General features: G+C 58.5%; 22 protein-coding genes. 9 read left to right on the top strand and 13 right to left on the bottom strand.

Translation table 11 applies throughout. The features are described from left to right. The first annotated feature begins 26 nt into the window (after nucleotides 1–26). The 8 genes from EDC23_RS09010 (at nucleotide 27) to mgtE (ending at nucleotide 6,303) form a co-directional block, all read left to right on the top strand. The gene (locus tag EDC23_RS09010) at nucleotides 27–1,529 is read left to right on the top strand and encodes an RNA polymerase factor sigma-54 (RefSeq protein WP_134083737.1); all 1,503 of its coding nucleotides are present in this window, start codon (nucleotides 27–29) and stop codon (nucleotides 1,527–1,529) included. Between the two features lie 13 nt (nucleotides 1,530–1,542). Then, nucleotides 1,543–1,869 carry a ribosome hibernation-promoting factor, HPF/YfiA family gene (hpf, locus tag EDC23_RS09005; RefSeq protein WP_134083735.1) on the top strand — a complete coding sequence of 109 codons (327 nt, stop codon included), beginning with the start codon at nucleotides 1,543–1,545 and terminating at the stop codon, nucleotides 1,867–1,869. A gap of 18 nt (nucleotides 1,870–1,887) precedes the next feature. After that, nucleotides 1,888–2,346 (top strand): PTS IIA-like nitrogen regulatory protein PtsN, encoded by a 459-nt coding sequence (ptsN, locus tag EDC23_RS09000; protein WP_134083733.1) that lies wholly within the window; start codon nucleotides 1,888–1,890, stop codon nucleotides 2,344–2,346. Between the two features lie 5 nt (nucleotides 2,347–2,351). Continuing rightward, nucleotides 2,352–3,299, top strand: a complete 948-nt coding sequence (gene hprK, locus EDC23_RS08995; protein WP_134083731.1) for an HPr(Ser) kinase/phosphatase — start codon at nucleotides 2,352–2,354, stop codon at nucleotides 3,297–3,299. After that, a complete protein-coding gene (rapZ, locus tag EDC23_RS08990) occupies nucleotides 3,299–4,156 on the top strand; it encodes an RNase adapter RapZ (RefSeq protein WP_134083729.1) in 858 nt (285 codons plus the stop codon). The genes hprK and rapZ overlap by 1 nt, the downstream gene beginning before the upstream one ends. Continuing rightward, entirely contained in the window at nucleotides 4,153–4,548 is a 396-nt protein-coding gene (locus EDC23_RS08985; protein ID WP_134083727.1) for a PTS sugar transporter subunit IIA, read from the top strand. The genes rapZ and EDC23_RS08985 overlap by 4 nt, the downstream gene beginning before the upstream one ends. Before the next feature lie 3 nt (nucleotides 4,549–4,551). Beyond that, nucleotides 4,552–4,821 carry an HPr family phosphocarrier protein gene (locus EDC23_RS08980; RefSeq protein WP_134083725.1) on the top strand — a complete coding sequence of 90 codons (270 nt, stop codon included), beginning with the start codon at nucleotides 4,552–4,554 and terminating at the stop codon, nucleotides 4,819–4,821. Nucleotides 4,822–4,938: 117 nt separating this feature from the next. Further along, on the top strand, nucleotides 4,939–6,303 hold the full coding sequence (gene mgtE, locus EDC23_RS08975; protein ID WP_134083723.1) for a magnesium transporter: 1,365 nt from the start codon (nucleotides 4,939–4,941) through the stop codon (nucleotides 6,301–6,303). A 196-nt stretch (nucleotides 6,304–6,499) separates the two neighbouring features. Here mgtE and pmbA read toward each other — a convergent pair whose 3' ends face one another. Further along, the gene (gene pmbA, locus EDC23_RS08970; protein WP_134083720.1) at nucleotides 6,500–7,861 is read right to left on the bottom strand and encodes a metalloprotease PmbA; all 1,362 of its coding nucleotides are present in this window, start codon (nucleotides 7,859–7,861) and stop codon (nucleotides 6,500–6,502) included. A gap of 126 nt (nucleotides 7,862–7,987) precedes the next feature. On the opposite strand from pmbA, the gene yjgA reads away from it, so the two are divergent. Continuing rightward, nucleotides 7,988–8,491 (top strand): ribosome biogenesis factor YjgA, encoded by a 504-nt coding sequence (gene yjgA, locus EDC23_RS08965; protein WP_134083718.1) that lies wholly within the window; start codon nucleotides 7,988–7,990, stop codon nucleotides 8,489–8,491. A gap of 223 nt (nucleotides 8,492–8,714) precedes the next feature. Here yjgA and tldD read toward each other — a convergent pair whose 3' ends face one another. The 12 genes from tldD to EDC23_RS08905 form a co-directional block, all read right to left on the bottom strand. Then, nucleotides 8,715–10,157, bottom strand: a complete 1,443-nt coding sequence (gene tldD / locus EDC23_RS08960) for a metalloprotease TldD (protein WP_134083716.1) — start codon at nucleotides 10,155–10,157, stop codon at nucleotides 8,715–8,717. Further along, complete coding sequence (locus EDC23_RS08955; protein ID WP_134083714.1) at nucleotides 10,154–10,981, bottom strand: carbon-nitrogen hydrolase family protein; 828 nt, start codon at nucleotides 10,979–10,981, stop codon at nucleotides 10,154–10,156. Before EDC23_RS08955 ends, tldD begins: the two co-directional genes overlap by 4 nt. A 37-nt stretch (nucleotides 10,982–11,018) precedes the next feature. Next, the gene (locus EDC23_RS08950) at nucleotides 11,019–11,411 is read right to left on the bottom strand and encodes a hypothetical protein (protein ID WP_134083712.1); all 393 of its coding nucleotides are present in this window, start codon (nucleotides 11,409–11,411) and stop codon (nucleotides 11,019–11,021) included. Nucleotides 11,412–11,504: 93 nt separating this feature from the next. Then, on the bottom strand, nucleotides 11,505–15,230 hold the full coding sequence (locus EDC23_RS08945; RefSeq protein ID WP_134083710.1) for a YhdP family protein: 3,726 nt from the start codon (nucleotides 15,228–15,230) through the stop codon (nucleotides 11,505–11,507). 40 nt (nucleotides 15,231–15,270) lie between these two features. Beyond that, complete coding sequence (gene rng, locus EDC23_RS08940; RefSeq protein ID WP_134083708.1) at nucleotides 15,271–16,737, bottom strand: ribonuclease G; 1,467 nt, start codon at nucleotides 16,735–16,737, stop codon at nucleotides 15,271–15,273. Next, complete coding sequence (locus EDC23_RS08935) at nucleotides 16,730–17,341, bottom strand: Maf family protein (protein WP_134083706.1); 612 nt, start codon at nucleotides 17,339–17,341, stop codon at nucleotides 16,730–16,732. Before EDC23_RS08935 ends, rng begins: the two co-directional genes overlap by 8 nt. 197 nt (nucleotides 17,342–17,538) lie before the next feature. After that, complete coding sequence (rlmH, locus tag EDC23_RS08930; protein WP_134083704.1) at nucleotides 17,539–18,006, bottom strand: 23S rRNA (pseudouridine(1915)-N(3))-methyltransferase RlmH; 468 nt, start codon at nucleotides 18,004–18,006, stop codon at nucleotides 17,539–17,541. 188 nt (nucleotides 18,007–18,194) lie between these two features. Beyond that, nucleotides 18,195–18,539 (bottom strand): ribosome silencing factor, encoded by a 345-nt coding sequence (gene rsfS / locus EDC23_RS08925; RefSeq protein ID WP_134083702.1) that lies wholly within the window; start codon nucleotides 18,537–18,539, stop codon nucleotides 18,195–18,197. Between the two features lie 9 nt (nucleotides 18,540–18,548). Continuing rightward, a complete protein-coding gene (gene nadD, locus EDC23_RS08920; RefSeq protein WP_134083700.1) occupies nucleotides 18,549–19,184 on the bottom strand; it encodes a nicotinate-nucleotide adenylyltransferase in 636 nt (211 codons plus the stop codon). Between the two features lie 96 nt (nucleotides 19,185–19,280). Next, the gene (locus tag EDC23_RS08915; protein ID WP_134083698.1) at nucleotides 19,281–20,549 is read right to left on the bottom strand and encodes a glutamate-5-semialdehyde dehydrogenase; all 1,269 of its coding nucleotides are present in this window, start codon (nucleotides 20,547–20,549) and stop codon (nucleotides 19,281–19,283) included. A gap of 29 nt (nucleotides 20,550–20,578) precedes the next feature. After that, entirely contained in the window at nucleotides 20,579–21,616 is a 1,038-nt protein-coding gene (gene holA / locus EDC23_RS08910; protein ID WP_134083696.1) for a DNA polymerase III subunit delta, read from the bottom strand. Then, a complete protein-coding gene (locus tag EDC23_RS08905) occupies nucleotides 21,600–22,166 on the bottom strand; it encodes an LPS-assembly lipoprotein LptE (RefSeq protein WP_166668820.1) in 567 nt (188 codons plus the stop codon). The genes holA and EDC23_RS08905 overlap by 17 nt, the downstream gene beginning before the upstream one ends. Nucleotides 22,167–22,176 lie beyond the last annotated feature (10 nt).

Raw genomic sequence — 22,176 nt, 5'->3', positions numbered from 1 at the left:
TTGACTGGCCTGTTCCCAACCATAATATGAAGCAAACCTTACAACTCCGACTCGGTCAGCACCTGACCATGACCCCGCAGCTGCAGCAAGCCATTCGGCTGCTACAACTGTCGACGCTTGAGCTGCAGACCGAGATTCAGGATGCGCTGGACTCCAATCTCATGCTGGAGATGGACGAGGAAGGCGAGGAGCGCAACGAAAATACCGAACCGGCGGACAGCTATACCGTCGCCGACGCCCCACCCGGCGCGGAAAATCAGGAAGCCGCGCAAAACGTGGCGGAGAACGACGAGACCGCAACCGCCGCGAACGAACCGGCGGGCGAAATCCCCGAGGATCTGCCGGTCGACAGCAACTGGGATGACATCTATGACAACCTTGCCACAACACAGACCAGTGGCCCGGCCGAACCCGCGCCGGATTTCGAAGTCTCCGGTTCCACCGATGAAACACTGCAGGACTACCTGCGCTGGCAGATGGAGCTGAGTCATTTCAGCGATACCGACCGGGCTATCGCCGAGGTCATCATCGACTCGATCAACGACGACGGTTATCTGGGATGCGGCATCGAGGAGGTGCAACAAGCGCTGGGTGATGAGGAGATCGAGCTGGATGAAATCGAGGCCGTACTGCATCGTATCCAGTATTTTGATCCGCCGGGCGTGGCGGCCCGCGATCTGCGCGAAAGCCTGATTCTGCAACTCAAGCAATTTCCCCTGGAGCACCCCCATGTGCAAAAAGCCATGGAGCTGGTCGAACAGCACTTTGAGCTGCTGGCCCACCGCGACTACGCCCGGTTGCAGCGCAAACTGAAACTGAATGAAACCGAACTCCGGGACGTGGTACAGCTGATCACCTCGCTCAACCCGCGCCCCGGCGGCCAGATTAATACGGGCCAGCCCGAATACATCATCCCCGATGTTATCGTCAACAAGGTGAATGGCCAGTGGCGCGTCGAACTCAATCCCGATGCCGCCCCGCGGTTACGCATCAACCCCCATTACGCCAGCCTGATCAAACAGGTGAAAAACGACGAGGACAACACCACGTTGAAAAACCACCTCCAGGAGGCGCGCTGGTTTCTCAAGAGTCTTACCAGCCGGAACGAGACCCTGCTCAAGGTAGCCACCAGTATCGTCGAACGGCAGAAAGAGTTTCTGGAGCACGGCGAGGAAGCCATGAAAGCCCTGGTATTGCATGACATCGCCGAAGAGGTCGAGATGCATGAATCCACCATCTCGCGGGTCACGACCAAAAAATACATGCACACGCCGCGCGGCATCTATGAGCTGAAATATTTCTTCTCCAGTCACGTCTCCACCTCCAGCGGTGGCGAGGCCTCGGCCACGGCCATCCGGGCCCTGATCAAGAAGCTGGTCGCCGAGGAAGTACCGAACAAACCGCTGAGTGACAGCAAAATCGCCACGATCCTCTCGGACAAAGGGATTAATGTTGCCCGCCGAACCGTCGCTAAATACCGAGAGGCACTGGCGATTCCACCTTCCAATGAACGCAAACGTCTGGCATAACCAGGAGATAACCATGCAAGTCAATATTACAGGCCATCACGTCGAAATCACCGAATCCATGCACGATTACGTCATCAGCAAGCTGGAACGTGTCGAACGCCACTTTGATAATGTAACCAATGTCCATGTGATTCTGAGTGTGGAAAAGAACCGTCAAAAAGCCGAAGCCACCGTGCATATCAGCGGCGGCGAGTTATTCGCCAATGCAGAAAACGACGACATGTACGCCGCTATCGATGCCATGACCGACAAGCTTGACCGGCAAATCAAGAAGCACAAGGAAAAACTGACCGACCATCATCGCGCCGAGGGCGGTCTGAAAAAACAGCCCGTCGAATAATCATTAGCAGGCATTGTTATGCAATTATCAGATTTCCTCAGTCCGGATCGCATTGTATGCAACTCCGATGCATCAAGTAAAAAACGCGCCCTGGAGCTGCTCAGTGATCTATTGGCCGCCGATCAACCAGACGCGACCGCCACGGACATTTTTGAAAGCCTGATATCGAGAGAGCGGCTCGGGGGAACCGGCATCGGTTACGGTGTCGCCATTCCCCATGGGCGGCTGAAGAATTGTGATCATGCGACCGCCGCTTTTATCCAGCTGAAGCAAGCCATTGATTTTGATGCCATCGATAAACAGCCGGTGGACCTGTTATTCGCCCTGGTCGTACCGGAAGAGTCCAGCGAGGATCACCTGAAGCTGTTGGCAATGCTGGCAGGCATGTTCAATGATGATGATTTTCGACAACAAACCCGGCAGTGTCAAAGCGGCCAGGATCTTCATCGGTTATTCATCGAACAGGCCGGGAACTAGAGAATATGTCCGACCCGATCTCCAGCAGCAATATCTTTCAGACACACCAGAAAGAACTTGGCTTGAAATGGGTCGCGGGGGAGCAGAACCGGGGTGAGCTGACCGAGGTGGATGCGCGACTGTCCGACAGCAGTCTTATTGGTCATCTGAACCTGGTTCGACCCAATTATATTCAGGTACTGGCCGACACCGAGCTCGAATACCTGAACAACCTGGGGAAAAACTCGCTACAGGATACACTGCAACGTCTGTTTGACTCCAAACCGTTGATGGTAATCATTGCCGACAGCATTACCCCGCCGGAATCCCTGCTCGAATTTTCCCGGCAAACCGGCACGCCACTGATCACATCCAGTGAAAGCAGTCACAAGATTGTCGATCATCTGCATTATTACCTGAGCAACCAGCTTACCGAAAAAACCGTCTTCCACGGTGTATTCATGGAGGTTTTTGGTATCGGCGTGCTGCTCACCGGCCCCAGTGGCGTTGGTAAAAGCGAGCTGGCGCTGGAGCTGCTCAGCCGTGGACATCGACTGGTCGCCGATGACGCCCCCGAATTCAGACGCACCGCGCCGGATGCGATCACCGGTAACTGTCCCAGCGTGCTCACCGATTTTATCGAGGTTCGCGGCCTGGGCGTACTGAATATCCGCGCCATGTACGGTAATAACGCCATACTGGATCACAAACGTCTGCGTCTGATCGTCCGTCTGGATACCGAACCGGACTCCATGGATGAACCGATTGAACGACTGGATCACACCGGCCGCAGCCGACGACTCCTGGAAGTGGATATCCCGGAAGTCCGGTTACCCGTTGCCCCCGGCCGCGATCTTGCTGTCATCATTGAGGCGGCGGTCAGGAATCATGTGCTCTATTTGAACGGTTACAATGCCGCACAGGACTTTATTGAGCGCCAGCAGGATCTTATCAACCAGGCCCGTTCTTCATAATGAGATTAATCATCGTTAGCGGGCTTTCCGGTTCGGGTAAAAGTGTGGTTTTGCATGTCCTGGAAGATCTCAATTACTACTGTATCGACAACCTGCCAATCGGCATGCTCCCGTCGCTGGCCGATGAAATCGTGCGCGCCAACCGGCATGTCGAGCAATGGTTCGCCGTCGGCATCGATGCCCGCAACCTTTCCGGTGAACTGGTCAGTTTTCCCGATGCGCTTCAGTCCCTGAGCGAGGCCGGCATCAAGTGCGAGATTTTTTTTCTCGAGGCCGATAATATCACCTTGTTGAAACGCTTCAGCGAAACCCGGCGTAAACACCCCCTGAGCAACGACGAAGTTCCGCTTAACGAAGCGATCCTGCAGGAACACCAGTTACTGGAGCCGGTGTCATCCCGCGCCGATTTGCGAATCGACACCAGTATGACTAACATTCATCAGTTACGGGACATCATCCGCAACAGGGTGCACGGTGCGGTCAGGACGCAGTTGTCAATTCAGTTTCAGTCCTTTGGCTTCAAGCACGGCATCCCGGTGGATGCCGACTTTGTCTTTGATGTACGCTGCATCCCCAACCCCCACTGGGTTGCCGAATTGCGCCACCTGAGCGGCCAGGACAAGGCCGTGGCAGACTATCTGGAGCGCCATGCAACCGTACACGATATGTATGATGATATTCGCCAATTTATCGAAAAATGGATCGGCTGCTTTGAGGCGGATAACCGCAGCTATATGACCGTCGCTATCGGCTGCACCGGCGGACACCACCGCTCGGTTTATCTGGTAGAGCGCCTGGCGGCCTATTTCCATCAACAGCGTGAAGGGGTTCTCACCCGGCACAGGGAGCTGACATGAGCGTTGCAGTGCTGCTTATTACGCACGATAAGATCGGCCAGGCCATGCTGGATACGGCCGGCAAGATCATCGGTCAAATGCCCCTGACGATTACCCGCATGGGTGTTGGCATGAATGCCCGGCTCGAGGAAACACTGGATAAAGCCCATCAGCAGATCGATCAGCTTGATGAAGGGGACGGCGTACTGATTCTCACCGACCTGTTCGGCGCCACGCCCAGCAATATTGCCCGGCAACTGCAGTCCAGCCACATCGCGGTGATTACCGGTCTCAATCTGCCCATGCTGATCCGGGTCCTCAACTACCCCCGATTGAGCCTGCCTGAAATGGTCGAAAAAGCCGTCTCCGGCGCGCATGACGGAATCATTGTCATCCAATCCGCCGGAGACTGACGTTTGCAGGAACATTCTGTCGAAATCATTAATAAACTCGGACTGCATGCCAGGGCGGCGGCCAAATTCGTCACCCTGGCTTCAGGTTTTGAAGCCGAGATACTGGTCGACTACAACGGCCAGCAGATCAACGGGAAAAGTATCATGGGCGTCATGATGCTGGCCGCCGGCAAGGGTTCCACCATTCACCTTGAAATCGACGGTCCCGACGAGGAGCAGGCCAGCCAGGCCCTGCTTGAACTCATCAATAACCGCTTCGACGAGCCGGAGTAATGCCCTGTCATCCGTCGGTCATCTATCTGCGGTTGATGAATAAAAACTTCCCCGACAGTTCCCAATTCATCCACGGGCTTGTTAAACTTTCAGCAGGGTGGATACGGGAACGGACCAATGGCCGAAGTTGAAACAAAAGAAGAATACCGTGACGTCCTGCAGTCACTCCTCGCCATCCTCCGCGCCGAAGACGAAGATTATGAACAGATCGAGGATTTTCTAGAGGAGATGCATCCCCAGGAAATCGCCCATCTGCTCGAATCCCTCCCCTCCAGCGATCGCCAGGTAGTCTGGGAACACGTCCCCGCCGATTCCGAAGGGGAGATCCTGGTCCATCTCGCCGATGATGTGCGCAGCGCCATCATGGACCGGATGGACACCGACCAGCTGGTTGCCGCCACCGAATCCCTGGACACCGACGATCTGGCCGACCTGCTGCCGGAGATGCCGCGGGATATCGTGCAGGAAATCCTGCTCTCCATGGAGCAGCAGGAGCGCGAGCGGCTGCGCTCGGTTCTGTCCTATTCGGAGGATTCAGCCGGCGGTTTGATGGACCTGGACATGATCACCGTCCGGGCCGATACCAACCTGGACGTGGTCCTGCGTTATCTGCGCCGCCGCGGCAGTATCCCCGAATCGACCGACAGCCTGTTCGTCGTGGATCGCGAAGGTCGCTTTCAGGGGCTGCTCCCCCTGACCGTCATCCTGACCAGTGATCCGGAGATGAGCGTCGCGGAGGTCATGGAACATGATGTCATCGGGATCCCGGTCGATATGTCGGCCCGCGACGTGGCCAACCTGTTCGAGCGCCGCGACCTGATTACCGCCCCGGTTATCGCCGAAGACGGTCAGTTGATGGGCCGGATCACCATCGACGACGTGGTCGACGTCATTCGCGAAGAAGCCGATCACTCCCTGATGAGCATGGCCGGTCTGAACGAGGAAGAGGACATGTTCGCGCCGGTGCTGACCAGCACCCGACGCCGCAGTGTCTGGCTGGCGATCAATCTGCTCACCGCGCTGCTGGCGGCCTGGGTCATCGGCCTGTTCGAAGCCACCATCGAACAACTGGTGGCACTGGCCGTGCTGATGCCGGTGGTGGCCAGCATGGGCGGCATCGCCGGCAGTCAGACCCTGACCCTGGTCATCCGCGGCATGGCACTGGGGAAAATCAACCCCACCAATGCCCGGACCATCTTTCGCAAGGAACTGGGGGTGGGGATCTGGAACGGGCTGATCTGGGCCATCGTGATCGCCAGCGTTGCTGGTTTCTGGTTTAACAGCGTCAAGCTCAGCATCATCATCGCCGCCGCGATCCTGATCAACCTGATCATGGCGGCCATCTCCGGCGCCGTCATTCCCCTGATCCTCAAGCGAATGGGCGGCGACCCGGCCCTGTCCGGCTCGGTGATCCTCACCACCGTCACTGACGTCGTCGGCTTCTTCGCCTTCCTCGGCCTGGCGACGCTGTTTTTGATTTAAAACATTTTCACCGCAGAGACGCAGAGGGCGCAAAGAAAATCTTTACCACGAAGACACCAAGACACGAAGAAAATCTTGAATGATGATTTATTTTTGATGTGCTTTGAACCATTCGTGAATCTGTGTGCAGAACAAGGTCTTCCTGTAATTTAATATAACTTCTTTGCGTCCTCTGCGCCTCTGCGGTAAAAAAACCCTAATCCCCGGCGACGGTCAGGTTGTCGATGAGCCAGGAGCCGGTGATGATGTTGCCGCGGGCGTCGACGTCGTTGCCGACGGCCTGCAGGCCGAGGTACATGTCCTGCAGCCGGCCGCCCAGGGTGATCTCTTCAACCGGGTACTGGATTTCGCCGTTTTCCACCCAGAAGCCGGAGGCGCCGCGCGAATAGTCACCGGTCACGTTGTTCACGCCCTGCCCCATCACCTCGGTCACCAGCAGGCCGTTGCCCATCTGTTGCAGCAACTGCTCGCGACTGAGATCGTCATGATTAATATACAAGTTATGCACGCCCCCGGCGTTGCCGGTGGTTTGCATACCCAGGCGACGGGCGCTGTAGCTGTCAAGCACGTAGCCCTGCAATACACCCGCCTCAATCAGGGTCCGGGGCGCGGTGGCCACGCCTTCGTTATCAAACGGCGCACTGCCCAGGGCACCGGGCAAATGGGGGCGTTCATCGATACGCACCCGCTCGGGAAACAGCTGCCGGCCGATCGAATCCACCAGGAAACTGGCGTTGCGATACAGGGCACCGCCGCTGATAGCGCGCACCAGGTGCCCGAGCAGGCCGCGGGCCACATCGGCCTCGAACATCACCGGCACCTGGCGGGTGGTGAGTTTGCGGGCGCCCAGACGGGACACCGTACGCCGGGCCGCCCGTTCCCCGACCGACTCGGCACTGTCGAGCTGCTCGGGATCCCGGGCCAGGGTGTACCAGTAATCCCGTTGCATGCCCGACTCATCCTGGCCAATGACGGTACAGCTCATGCTGTGCCGGGAACTGGGATAGGCCCCGACAAAGCCGTGACTGTTGCCGTACACCCGCAGTCCGCTGTGGCTGGTGATGCTGGCCCCCTCGGAGTTGGTGATGCGCGCATCAGCCCCCCGCGCCACCGCTTCACAGGCCAGGGCCCGTTCGATCGCCTCGGGGGCGCCGATCGCCCAGGGGTGGTAGAGCTGCAGATCCGGGATACGCGTCGCCATCAAGGCCGCATCGGCCAGGCCGGCGCTGGGATCCTCTTCGGTATACCGGGCGATGTCACAGGCCGCCTTGACCGTCTCGCCAATGGCGGCCGGACCAAAGTCGGAGGTGCTGGCCGAGCCCTTGCGTTGACCGAAATAGACCGTGATCCCCAGGCCCTTGTCCCGGTTGTGCTCCACCGTCTCCACCTCGCCCAGGCGGACCGTCACCGACAGGCCGGACTCGAGACTGACCGCCGCCTCGGCGGCGCTGGCCCCCAGCCGCCTGGCCTCCGCGAGCATATCGGCCACCATCTGCTGATAACGTTCAGTGTCAAACAGCGCCGTCGCATCGCGGGTACTCACATTCTTGTCAGACATGGATCTCTCATTTGCTGCTAATCAGGTCATTCTACGGGCCCGCGGGAGAGGGAACAAACGCCCCGCGGCGCCGGCAGATCGTATTTTCCGGTCGACTCCCCGCCATTAGCGGGTAAAATAGCCGCCATGACTTATGATGAACATGACGAAGAGTGGATCAGTAAATCCCAGCGCAAGCGGGAATGTCACGCCCTGCAGGATCTCGGCAGTGAACTGACCAAACTCTCCCAGGGGGATCTGGACAAGATCCCCCTGGACGACGAACTGCGCCAGGCCATCCTCGAGGCCCGGCGCATCAAACAACACGGCGCCCTCAAACGCCAGATGCAGTTTATCGGCAAGCTGATCCGCCAGCGTGACGCCGAGGCCCTGCAACAGGCCTATGACCGGGTGATGCATCCCTTCGAGGAAGACATCAAACACTTCCACCAGCTGGAGAAGTGGCGCGAACGGCTGCTAGCCGACGGCGACGCCGCGCTGGAACAACTGGTCGAAGAACAGCCCGAGACCGACCGCCAGCACGTGCGTCAACTGATCCGCAGCGCCCGAAACGAACACAAACAGAACAAGCCCCCCAAAGCCGCCCGCGAACTGTTCCAGTACCTCAAAACGCTCATGACCGAAAACTGATCTATACCTGATTTAACTTATCACCGCAGAGACGCAGAGGACGCAAAGACAGCTTTAATCAATCTTGACTGGAATGACGTTTTCTCGCCTATTATCAACAGCTTTTACATTTGAACCGATAAGATCGATGATAAAAACCTGCCACTGTCATCGGTACGCGACACAAATCTGAATAACAAAATTATTCCTCTGCGACCTCTGCGTCTCTGCGGTAAAAAGCTTTTCAGGCGGTCCCGCCGACGGTGATGCTGCTGATCTTGAGGGTCGGCTGGCCGACGCCGACGGGGACGCTCTGGCCTTCCTTGCCGCAGACGCCGACGCCGCTGTCCAGTTGCAGGTCGTTGCCGACCATCTCGATCTTGTTCATCACCTCGGGGCCGTTGCCGATCAGGGTGGCGCCCTTGACCGGCCGGGTCACTTTGCCGTTTTCGATCAGATAGGCCTCGTTGGCGGAGAACACGAACCGCCCGGAGGTAATATCCACCTGGCCGCCGCCGAAGTTGACCGCGTAAATGCCCTTCTCCACCGAAGCGATGATCTCGCCCGGGTCGCTCTCCCCGGCCAGCATGTAGGTATTGGTCATGCGCGGCATGGGCAGGTGGGCGTAGGATTCGCGCCGGCCGTTGCCGGTGGAGGCCACGCCCGTCAGCCGGGCGTTCATCTTGTCCTGCATGTAGCCTTTCAATATTCCGTTTTCGATCAGCACGGTATGCCCGGTCGGGGTGCCCTCGTCGTCGACATTCAGCGAACCGCGGCGCTCGGCCAGGGTGCCGTCATCGACCACGGTGCACAGGGTCGAGGCCACCTGCTCGCCGATCCGCCCGGCGAAGGCCGAGCTGCCCTTGCGGTTGAAATCGCCTTCCAGACCGTGACCGACCGCCTCGTGCAGCAGCACGCCGGGCCAGCCCGGTCCCAGCACCACCGGCATGCTGCCGGCCGGGGCGTCGACCGCCTCCAGGTTGACCAGCGCCTGGCGCACCGCCTCGCGGGCGTAATCCAGACCGCGCTCATCCTGCTGAAAATAGTCGTAACTGACCCGACCGCCGCCGCCGGCACTGCCCTGCTCGCGACGGCCGTTCTGCTCGGCGATCACCTGCACATTGAGCCGCACCAGCGGGCGCACATCGGCGCCCAGGGTGCCGTCACTGGCGGCGACCAACACCACCTCCTGCACCCCGCCCAGGCTGACGACCACCTGCTTGACCCGCGGATCCTGGCGTCGCGCCTCCTTGTCCAGGGCCTGCAACAGGGCGATCTTGTCCGCCGTGGCGAGCGAGTCGATGGGATCGGCCGGCCGATACAGCGCATGACCGGCCTGCCGCTGCCAGCCCTGAACCTGGCCGGACCGGCCGCTGTGGGCAATGGCGCGGGCAGCAGTGGCCGCCTCGGTCAACGCCGGCAGCACGATCTCGTCCGAATAGGCGAAGCCGGTTTTCTCGCCACTGATGGCGCGCACCCCGACCCCCTGATCAATGTTGTGACTGCCTTCGCGGACGATGCCGTCTTCCAGCACCCAGGACTCCTGGCGGGCAGATTGAAAATAGAGATCCGCGTTGTCCACGCTGTGTCCCATCAGCTGATCGAGGGTGCGTTGCAGCTCCTGTTCCCCCAGACCGGCGGGAGCGAGTAACAGATCCTGTGCGATATCGAGTGCGGGTTGTGTCATGAGGCCACTTTACAAGGTATTTTACGGTGTTGCAGAGCCGGGAAATTGCGCCGGGTATCGGCGATGCGCTTGGGATCCAGCCTGGCACTGACAAAGCCGGAACCACTGGGTAACTCATCGAGCACCATCCCCCACGGATCCACAATCATACTGTGGCCATAGGTCTCGCGTCCGTTAACATGGTAACCGCCCTGGGCCGCCGCGACTACATAGATCAAATTTTCGATCGCGCGGGCCCGTACCAGCACTTCCCAGTGGGCCTTGCCGGTAATGGCGGTGAAGGCCGACGGCAACGCGACCAGATCCACGCCCTGATCGGCCATGCTGCGGAACAGTTCGGGAAAACGGAGATCGTAACAGACCGCCATGCCCATACGCCCAAAAGGGGTCTCCACCACGGTGGCTTCGCGCCCCGGTTCGATGGTTTCCGATTCGTTATAGGTTTCGGCATTTTCCGCCAGGTGCACATCAAACAGATGCACCTTGTCGTAACGCGCCACCTGCTGTCCCTGATCATCGAATAACAGACAGGCGGCCCGGATACGCTGTTGGTCATCGGCTTGCAGCGGCAGCGTGCCCCCGACAATCCAGATCCCGTGCTTGCGCGCCTGCTCGGCCAGAAAATCCTGAATCGGCCCGCTGCCCGGCTGTTCGCCCACCTTGACCTTGTCGATTTCGTGCATGCCCATGATGGCAAAATTCTCCGGCAACACGATCAAGGCCGCACCGGCCTCCACCGCCCGGCTGATCAGCCGACCGGCTTCGGTCAGATTGGCGCTCACGTTGGGGCCGGAAGCCATCTGGATAGCTGCCACACGTTTCATGGTTGTACCTCGTTATACTGGGGAAAGGGCGTACTGCTCAGGGGTTATTCACCGTGGATTCATCGGGCAGTATCGTCATGATCGGCGCGCTTTTCTGACCCTCGGAAACAATCTCCAGCTCGATAACATCAATATTGGCGCTACCGGAACGCATTTCAAGATCGCTGGAGGAAACACCCAGGGCAATCAACCAGGTGCGCAGTTCCGTCGCCCACAGACTGCCCCGATCGCCCCCGGGATGGTGAATACGCAGACGGGCACCGGAGGTCGCGTGAAAGTCCTGCATGGCCCGGGACAACGCCGGCATGGCCACCACCGATTCGGCATTGCGCGGCACCGACCACTGTTCCAACGTCAGACGGTGCGCAGTATCGGCGACCACAACGTGACAAAAACCGAATAGAAGGACTGTCAGAAAGGCTTTAATCATACCCCAAGAATATCATTAAACCGGCAGCAGGTCAGTGCTGCTCAAAGCGGAGAGGCCGACCGCATCACAAACCAGCGTCCGGATCGGTCGCGATCACTGTGACATCTCGTCCAGCGGGGTAATAACAGGATCCTCCCAACTGCCGGTTACCCGATATCGCTTTGCCGATGCTTTGTCGATCCCGCCACCGAGCAGTTTTTCCAGGAACAGAATCGCCGCGCCCACCGGGGCGCCGAACAACAGGCCGCTGGCGATCGGCAAACTGTCGCCGATCCGGGGGATGACAGTGACCCGTTGATCGAAATCCCGGGCCACCAGACCGGTTCGCCCCTCAATCCCGATTTCCGCCACGGGCGAGCTAATCCGCAGGTTATCACTGTAGGCATTGCCGTCATCCAGCCGAATACGGCCGCGCATTTCATCAAAACTGAAACCTTCCTGAAAAGTATCCCGAAAATCCAGCATTAAACGACGCGGCAGGGCCGAGAGGCTGAACAACCCCAGCAAACGACCGGCACCGGGTTCGACATTAACGATATTGCCGTTATCCACCTGCAGTTGAAGAGTGCCGCTGAGTAATTTCGAACTCATGGCAATCGGTGGGGCAGCCCAATGCAGGTCGCCGCGGATCACCGTATCGCCCCCTTCAATGATCGCCGTGTAATCCAGTTCATCCAGAAACCGGCCCAGATCGGGCGTGGTCATCTCGAAATTGATCTTGCTGGCATGTTCCCCGGCGTCATATAACCAGTTACCACTGGCATGCAGACGCATGTTATCGCTTTGCAATATCAGGCGCCGCAAGCCCAGCCCTTTTTGCAGCGATTGGAGCTCGACATCAAGCCGACCGAGGTCATGCTCGCCGTACAACAACTGCTCAATATGACCGCGGATGTCCGGAAGGCTCTTTGGCGGTGGTGAATCGTCGGTCGACGATCCGGCGGTTTTTTCTGGCGCTGTCCCGGCTGCCTTCACTACCGCCAGGCGCGCCATATCAAGCCGGATCGGCAGATTCCATCCTCCCTCCAGGATATCGGCCTGTTGCGCGCTCTTTATTAATCCGTCCCAGGCGGCAGGGTCGAAGCCGTCCAGTGCACCGTCGATCAGCAGAACACGATTCGACGGCAGTTGCGCCGAACCCGTGCCGAAGTGCAGCGCACCGCGAGTCACTTCTGTTCGGGCTTCGCCCCGCTCCAGCTCCACCCGGGCTCCGAGTCTGTCCGCCAGGTTCACCGAAATTTGACCCGGTCCGTCACTGGAAAACCGCATTGCAGCGCTCAGTGGGGTAAACTCTTCGGCACGTTTATTCAACGGCGAAGGCAAATCCGAACGGACCCCCTTCAGATTGGAATCGAGCCGGACCCGTGGTGGCTGACCACTCTCCGGTCCACTTTCCACAACTACCTCGCCATGCCATGACGTTCTGCCCTCCACCGCGTCGGACCACGGCATGGCAAAATGTTCCGCCAGTCGACGGGCGTCCACCTGACCGTCAGCCAGGATGCTGATTTGCTTGTTTCCCTGCTTCAGTTGCCGACTATCGAGCGTCAGTTCAACCGTCTCATCAAACAATTGAGAACGCAGATCACGGGAAGACAAAGCGTCCTGATCAAAGTTGATTTGACCATTGATATCCAAAAGTGCCAGTTGACCATCCAATACATGCAACTGGCCATTGTCTATATTTAACTCGCCCTGATAGCGCAACGGTGACTGCTTCTTGATGCGCGGATTCAGAGGAATCATTGCCTCAAATCGGGTATGCACACTGCCTTTGACCTTCGAACGCTGCACAAAGGCACGCCCGCCCGGCGCAATGGGACTCTCTGTTAAAAGCCGCGTGACATCGGGCAACTTACCGTTGGCATCCATCTGTAATTGCAATTGCGGTGATTTGAAATCATCAATCCGCACCCGGGACGGGGAGAGCCGCATATCAAACAGTTTGCCCCGCTGGACCAACAATTCCATCCCCCGCCCGGTAAAAACAGCTGACAGGTCAATCCCGCTAAGCTCGGGCCATTGTTCCCGATAGTCCAGTGTTGCATTCCGGGCATCAAACTCAACCTTGAATTGCCCCTGATTGTCACGAAACGGGAAATCCCTCAAGCGGCCGTTAAACACCACCCCGCCCTGACTGATATGACCGTCGACAATACCGCGATCCAGCCAGTTGACCAGCCCATTTCCCATAATTCCGGTCGGATAATAGCGCCTGGCGGATGCCGCCTTGCCGTTTGCAAAATTGACCTGCATATCCAGATAAGGCGAAATTGATGACTCCCTGGGAATAGTCAGCAGCAATTCACCCGCCGCTTCAATATCAGCTGTTTCGACTTCCAGATCGTTACTCTGAATACGCCAGTTATCGTCTTCATTCTGCCATTGCACATCACCCTGGAAACGACTCACCGCCAACGGCTCGCGAAACAGCCGCGGCAGATCCAGTGCCCCGGAGCCGGATCGCAGTTGCAGACGCCCCTGCCGTTCATCTGCAAGAATTCGACCTGACAGACCGTCAACACCCGGCAAATCACGCCACGGACGGGTTGAAAGCTGTTCAAACCCCGCCTGAACCTGATAAGCCACCCGCTCCTGTGGCTTCTTGCTGTGACGAAAATGCAGATTCTGTACATCGCCGGCCGGTTTTGCTGTTTGCAGAAATTCGGATTGTTGTTCATCCAGCAAGTTGGTCTGCAACAACAGACTGGTAATATCATCAAGGCGAAAATAATCGGTATCCACGAGCCACTCTGACAGGCCTTTTTCGTTATGCCGACGACTGATACTAAAGCGTGTCTGGGGCCAGACATCATCCACACTCATATACTGAAAACGGTCCACATTGAGCGTCCAGCCATCTTCCCGGTTGTCAACATCAAACAGACCGCTCATAAGTTGAACATTATGCGGGTCGTCTATCACCGGCAGGGAAAGATTGAGGTTATATGCCGTCAGATCGCCACTGAGTTTTTGAATGGCATTATCCTCCCAGTCTCCCCAGAGTTGAAAATCCGCCATACCCGAATGCAGACTGACACCCATATATTCGGGTTTCACGCCCCATTGATCCAGTTGTACGCTGTCCCCGCGCATATAAATCTTACCCTTCATATCGCGGGGATTAAGAATATTGCCCCGAACATCCATGACAATATCAAAACGTTCACCCATTCTCTGCGGCAGGTTGACCTGACCATTAAGCTGATGGCGCTGATTATCATTTCTCAATACCAGATTCACATCATCAAACTGCAGTGTTTCACCATCCTGTTTCAGGTCTTTCCATAAGATGGTGCTGTTACGCAACGCCAGGCGACTGCGTTTGAACAACCAATCCGACAGCTCCCCCGAACCTCGCGCCTGGTCGGGCTGAAAGGTTTTCTCAAGATCCTGGACATCCACACCTTGTAGAGAAAAACGTCCATCCTTCTGTCGGGTGATCGCCAGTTGTATACCGTCGATAGTAAAGTCCCGGGGGACTACCTGTCCCTGACGGATCGATTCGAACAGAGCCACGCCGAGCCGGGCCTGTTCAAAACGTACCAGTTCATGCTCGCCGGTTTTATCCAGCATATACACGTCATCGAAAATCAGCATCGGAGTGAAACCGGCCAGGCGGGCATCCATAGACTCGATTTTGACGGTATGATCCAGAAATGTACTGGCAAACTGCTCCATATCCGCGCGATATGCGGTCAGATCAGGCAGGAATATTCGAAACAGGGAAACCAGTACAGCCAGGATAACCACCAGGGCCGCCAGGCTGTACCAGAGGGTACGCCGTACAATTCGCAGGTATGTTTTTACAGTAGACACCTAGACTATCGTCGCTCTGTCAGTGTGAAGCGGTCATTCGTTACATGAGCACCACATCAAACTGTTCCTGGGTGTATTCGGACTCGACCTGGAACTTGATCGGTTTATCGATAAACTCTTCCAGCTCAGCCACACTGGTGGACTCTTCATCCAGCAGCATATCCACCACAGGTTGTGCCGCCAGAACCAGGAACTGCTGCGCATCGAACTGACGTGCTTCACGCAGAATCTCGCGAAAAATTTCAAAGCAGACGGTCTCCGCCGTCAGCAGGTTGCCGCGTCCGTTACAGGTAGGACAGGGTTCGCATAGGATATGTTCCAGACTTTCCCGGGTTCGCTTGCGGGTCATTTCCACCAAACCCAGACTCGAGACTTCGCTGATATGGTTTTTGGCGTGATCCCGTTCAAGATTTTTTTCCAGCGCCCGCAGCACCTGTCGCCGATGCTCGATATCCACCATATCGATAAAATCGATAATAATAATTCCACCCAGATTGCGCAGTCGTAATTGCCGTACTATCGTCTGGGTGGCTTCGAGATTGGTCTTGAAAATCGTCTCTTCGAGATTGCGATGTCCGACAAACGCGCCGGTATTGACATCAATGGTGGTCATCGCTTCGGTCTGATCGATAATCAGATAGCCGCCTGATTTAAGCTGTACCTTGCGTTCCAGTGCCCGGCGGATTTCATCCTCTACACCGTAAAGATCGAAAATCGGCCGTTCCCCCGGATAATATTCAATCTGATCAACCAGATCGGGGATAAATTTGGAGGCGAACTTTTTGACCCGCTCATAGGTTTCATTGGAGTCGATGCGAACCTTTTCGATATCGCTACCGCTCAGATCGCGCATGGTACGCATCACCAGGGGCAGATCTTCGTAGAACAGATTATCGTCTTCGCCGTTGCTGATCTGGCCTCGTTCCTGAATGGTTGTCCACAACTTCTGTAAAAAGTGCATATCATTAAGAATCGCCTCGTCGGGGACCCCTTCCGCGACGGTCCGTACAATATAACCGCCGGGATCGAACTCCGGTGCATGGCGGGCGACGATCTCCTTGAGGCGCTGACGCTCGGTTTCCTCGTCGATTTTCTGTGACACACCGATGTGCTCGGCGCCCGGCATGTAGACCAGATAACGCGAGGGGATCGACAACTGAGTCGTCAGGCGGGCGCCCTTGGAACCCATCGGGTCCTTGATGACCTGCACGATAACTTCCTGTCCGTCACGCAGCAGTTCCATGATGGTTTGCGAGTTCTTCTCGCCGTTATCCTCACCCTGTACGGCGATATCGGAAACATGTAAAAAGGCGGTACGTTCCAGGCCCATATCAATGAATGCCGCCTGCATACCGGGCAGAACCCGGCTGACCTTGCCGCGATAGATATTGCCGACCAGTCCCCGTTTGCGCGCCCGCTCAATATGCACTTCCTGTAACATGCCGTTTTCCACGTAGGCGACCCGGGTCTCCTGCGGCGTGACATTGATCAACAGTTCCTCACTCATCCTGGCTCCACTCATTCCGGTTTCCAAACAGGCCTATCCCGGCCTGCTGAAGTAATTGGGCGGTTTCATACAACGGCAAACCCATCACGCCCGAGTAACTGCCGCGCAATTCGCGAACAAATGCGGCCGCATAACCCTGGATGGCATAGGCACCGGCCTTGTCCCGACATTCGCCGGTATCCCAGTAACGTTCGCACTCCACCCGGCCCAGCTTTCGGAAACTGACCTGCGTGCGATTCAGCGCCAGACGCTCTTCGCTGTCGATCAGCGCCACGCTGCTGAGGACCTGATGTTCCCGTCCCGACAGCTGTTGCAACATGCTCAGCGCCTCGGCCCGATCCCGGGGCTTGCCCAGTACCGAATCATCAACCATCACGACCGTATCGGCACCCAGTACCGGGCGGGAATCGTCCCGCGCCAGCAGCTGCCGACCGGCGCGGGCCTTGTCCCGCGCTACCCGACGGACATAGTTTTCAGCAGTTTCGTCATCCAGTCGAATTTCACTGATCGAGACATTTAACAGCTGATAACGCATCCCGATCTGCGCCAGCAGCTCACGTCGCCGTGGCGATGCCGAAGCCAGATAGAGTTCGAATTCACCCATCCCCAAGTTTACCCTGTTATCGCAAAATATTATCGATCTGTCAGCCGGCTCCGTGGCGAAATTCAGGTTCGGCTGAGGCGAACAAAACAGATGGGGACCCCACCGAAAACAGAGCACCGGTCATGACGACGGTTTTAGCCGTTCTTTTCACTATTACCGGAGGCCTGAACACAGCGCAACATAGCAACGAACGGGCGCTATTTATGGTACGGGTGGTGCTTGATGATGCTCATGGCCCGGTATAACTGTTCTGCCACAATAATGCGCACCAGCGGATGAGGCAAGGTCAGGGGGGAGAGGGACCAGCGGCCACCGGCCTGTTGCAAACAATCACGGGACAACCCGTCCGGTCCGCCAATCAGCAGGGCGACATCCTGCCCGCCCTGAAGCCACTCGGTCAGCCGCCCGGCCAGTTGTTCGGTGGACCAGCTCCGGCCCTGGCTGTCCAGTGCCCACAGAGCGGTATTTTTCGGCACCGCCGCCAGCAGCTTTTCACCTTCCTGTTGTTTGAGCTGTTCGACGGCGCTGGTCTTGCCGCGTTTGGCCAGCGGAATCTCGACCAGGTTCAGACGACATTCGGGCGGCATGCGCCGGGCATACTCCTCATACCCCTGCTCTACCCAGCCGGGCATTTTGCTGCCTACCGCCAGAAGATGAATCTGCATGCCTGCCTGCTGGTTATCGTTAAAGGATCAGGATATTCCGGTTCGAGCGGATTCGTTCGCCACGGGTGGATGACCGCCGACAAACACTGCACTATATAAAGCGGCCATCTTCGGCGTATGCAGTGTCAGCGGTAGTAGACCTGTCCCGGCCTGAGACAACGGTATACTGCCTGAACAAAACAGCCGGATTATTTTTCGACCGCCTTCGGGCTGTCCTCGCCCCAGAGCTTTTCCAGATTGTAAAAGTCACGAATCGACGGCTGCATAATATGCGCCACCACATCACCGAGATCGACCAGAACCCATTCGGCATGCTGTTCGCCTTCCATGCCCAGCGGTTTGACACCGCCGGCCTTGGCCTTGACCACAATACTGTCGGCAATGGCCTTGACCTGTCGCGCGGTGTTGCCGGTGGCCATGACCATGATATCGGTCACGCTGGACTTGCCCCGGACATCGAGCACCTTGATATCGGCCCCTTTGACGTCCTCGATCGCGTCCACCACCAGTTGTGTCAGTTGTTCCTCATTCATCGTCTCTGTTTACCCGTAGATGTGCTGTGTTTTAATCAATTCATAGACTCCGTCCGGCAAGAGATAGCGGATGTCCCGATCTTCGGCCAGCTGTTGCCGGATGCCGCTGGCGGAAATATCCAGCTGGGTGACCGCCTGGAAACTGAGCTTGCCCGCCGGCTGGCGCGCCAGTCGTTCCGGTTCGGCAAAGCGCGTCTCGATTTCACCGGCCAGGCTTGAACCGGCATGCAGATCCCGCAACGACCAGCCCGGGCGGTGCGTGATGAGCAGATGGGCCTGCTCGAACAGGCTTTGCCAGCGCGACCAGCTTTCCAGACCGAGGAAGGCATCCAGGCCCAGGATCAGACCCAGCGGCGTTTGCGAGCCCAGCTCCTCGCGCAGACTCTGCAGGGTATCGACCATGTAGGAAGGGCCACTGCGACGCAGCTCCCGATCATCAAGCACGAACCCGGGCTGATCGCGGATCGCCTCGCGCACCAGCATCAGCCGCTGTTGCGCCGACGCCTGCGGTTTGTCCCGATGCGGCGGCTCGGCGCTGGGAATAAACCGCACCGCCTCCAGCCCCAGCGCCTCCTGTATCTCCAGCGCCGGCCGCAGATGACCGTAATGGATGGGATCGAACGTCCCGCCAAGAATCCCAATCATAAGTACAGGGCCAAGGGACGAGGGACGAGGGACGAGGGCATTAATATCACAATGTTTTCCTCGTCACTCGTCCCTCGTAACTCGTCACTGCGATGGTCATTGTCTTATATGACCATCACCGATGACGATGTATTTCTGCGAGGTCAGACCGTGCAGGCCGACCGGCCCGCGGGCGTGGATCTTGTCGGTGCTGATCCCGATCTCGGCGCCCAGGCCGTATTCGAAACCGTCGGCAAAACGGGTCGAGGCATTAACCATCACCGAGCTGGCATCCACCTCGGCGAGAAAGCGCCGTGCCCGGCCGATATCCTCGCTCATAATCGATTCGGTATGGCCGGAACCGTGAACATGAATATGTTCGATCGCGGCATCCAGATCGTCCACGATCCGGATCGACAGAATCGGCGCCAGGTATTCGGTATCCCAGTCTTCTTCAGTGGCGGCGATCGCCTCTTTTAACAGGGCGCGGGTCGCCTCGCAGCCGCGCAGCTCGACGCCTTCTTGCTGGTACAGGCGGCCGAGTTGCGGCAAGACCTGATCGGCAATCGCTTTGTGTACCAGCAGAGTTTCCATCGTGTTGCAGGTGCCGTAGCGCTGGGTCTTGGCGTTGAAGGCGACCGCGACCGCCTTGTCCACATCGGCCCGCTCGTCGATATAGACGTGGCAGACGCCGTGCAGATGCTTGATCACCGGCACCCGGGAATCGGCGGTAATGCGCTCGATCAGCCCCTTGCCGCCGCGCGGCACAATCACATCCACGAACTCGGGCATGGTAATCAGTTCCCCGACCGCGGCGCGATCGGTAGTCTCGATCACCTGCACCGCCTCGTCGGGCAGCCCCGCCTGCTGCAAGCCCTGATGAATACAGGCGGCAATGGCCTGGTTGGAGTGCTCGGCCTCGGAGCCGCCGCGCAGGATCGCGGCATTGCCGGATTTGAGACACAGGGCGGCGGCGTCGGCGGTGACATTGGGACGCGATTCGTAAATGATGCCGATGACGCCCAGCGGCACCCGCATCTTGCCCACCTCGATGCCCGAGGGCCGGTAGGCCATCTCGCTGATTTCGCCCACCGGATCGGGCAGCGCGGCGATCTGGCGCAGCCCCTCGGCCATGGCGGCGATGCGCTCGTCATTGAGTTCCAGGCGATCCAGCAGGGCCGCGTCCAGCCCCTTGTCCCGCCCGGCCTGCAGATCGCTCCGGTTGGCGGCCAGCAGGGTCTCGCGCCCGGCCTCCAGGGCCCCGGCAATCGCCTCCAGGGCGGTATTTTTCTGGTTGGTGCCGGCGCGCGCCATGGCCCGCGAGGCCTGGCGAGCCTGGCGGCCCAGCTGAATCATGTACTGCTTGATATCGACTTTCGCGTCCATCGTTTTTCGTCTTACCTGTCGGTGAATAATCAGCCGCTGGCTTGCCCCGACTCGAATAGCGGGGTACCGGCCAGCGCTGCGGTTAATTGTAACAACTCCTCCCACTCGGCGCCTGCCGCCTGCCCCTTGATGCAAAAATCGATATGTCGGCAATGGCGCAGCAGCGCCTGCCAGTCGGCGGCCCGGGAATAGCGCCGCAGGGCGGCCCCCACCGGCGCCTTGCGTTTGTCCCAGACCCGGTGTTGCTGCATGACCGCGGCGATCGGCCGGCCTGTCTCCAGCTCCGCCGCCATCGCCGCCAGGGCGCGGATTTCCCGGCTCAGGGCCCAGAGCACCAGGATCGGCTCGACCCCCTCGGCGCGCAGGCCAAATAACATCCGCTGGGCCCGGGCGAGATCCCCGCTCAGGATCACATCCACCAGCGAGAAGAGATCATAACGGGCGCTGTCGGCCACCGCCGCCGCCACCTGCTCGGCATCGATGGCCCCGCCGCCGCTGAGCAGGCGCAGCTTTTCCAGCTCCTGATCGGCGGCCAGCAGATTGCCCTCGACCCGATCCGCCAGCATTTGCAACGCCGCCTCGCTGGGCTGCATCTCGCGCAGGGCCATGCGCTGCTTCAACCAGGCGGGCAGCTGCGCCGCCTCGATGGGCCACACCGCCACCGTCACCCCGGCCCGATCGATCGCCTTGTACCATTTGCTGTTCTGCTGCTGTTTATCCAGCTTGGCACTGATGATCAGCAACACGGTATCCGCCGGCGGGTTCTCCAGATAGGCCAGCAGGGCCTTACTGCCCTCGGCCCCCGGTTTGCCGGTGGGCAGGCGCAGTTCGATCAGCTGCTTTTCGGCGAACAGCGACAGATTGGCGGCCGAGGCCCCCAGACTGTGCCAGTCAAAGCGGGCGTCCGCGTGCAGTACCTGGCGATCGGTGTGCCCCTGCTGCTGCGCCTGCTGGCGAATGGCCCCCACGGTCTGATCCAGCTGAAACGGCTCATCGCCGCTGATCAGATAGACCGGGGCCAGGCCCTTTTGCAGGTGGGCGGGGATCTGCTCAGCGCGCAGTCTCATCGTCACGCTCCGCCGGAGTCGACGGCGATGGGGTCTTTGCGGACTGGCGCAATTGGAAAGTGATACGGCGCAACATCTGCACGGCCGCCTCCTCGGCCAGGATCTGCTCGAGTCGCTCCTCCTCGTCCGCCATGGCCAGGCTATTGTCGGGATTGAACTGATAGGCCCGATTCACACTGACCGACTGGCTCTCCATTAACGGCTCGCCGTCGGCATCGAACAGTTCAAAAGCCACTTTGTAGGTCAGCTGATATTCATTCGGCCGCCCGGCGCTGTCCACCGACAGCGTGCGGCGCGACAGGTCGTCGCGGGTGATGGTCAGCCGGGTACGGGCGGACTCGGCATCCGCATCAAAATCCAGCCTGCCCCCGGACTGTTGCCAGGAGCGGGCCAGCGCCTCGCCCAGCGCAGAATACTGTGCCACGCCCTCGGCCGCCGCGTGCTCCATCGCGGGCGGCAGATCGACCGCGCCGCGCAGGCGAAAGCCGCAGGCCGGCAAGGCGAGGCTCAGCACCAGCAGCAACAGCAGCGCATTACGCGGCCATGTCATTGGAATGCGC

The sequence above is a fragment of the Thiohalophilus thiocyanatoxydans genome (assembly GCF_004366735.1).
GTDB classification, from domain to species: Bacteria; Pseudomonadota; Gammaproteobacteria; order UBA6429; family Thiohalophilaceae; genus Thiohalophilus; species Thiohalophilus thiocyanatoxydans.
Note: the sequence above shows the minus strand (reverse complement) of the source record. Positions and strands in the feature narration are given on the sequence as shown.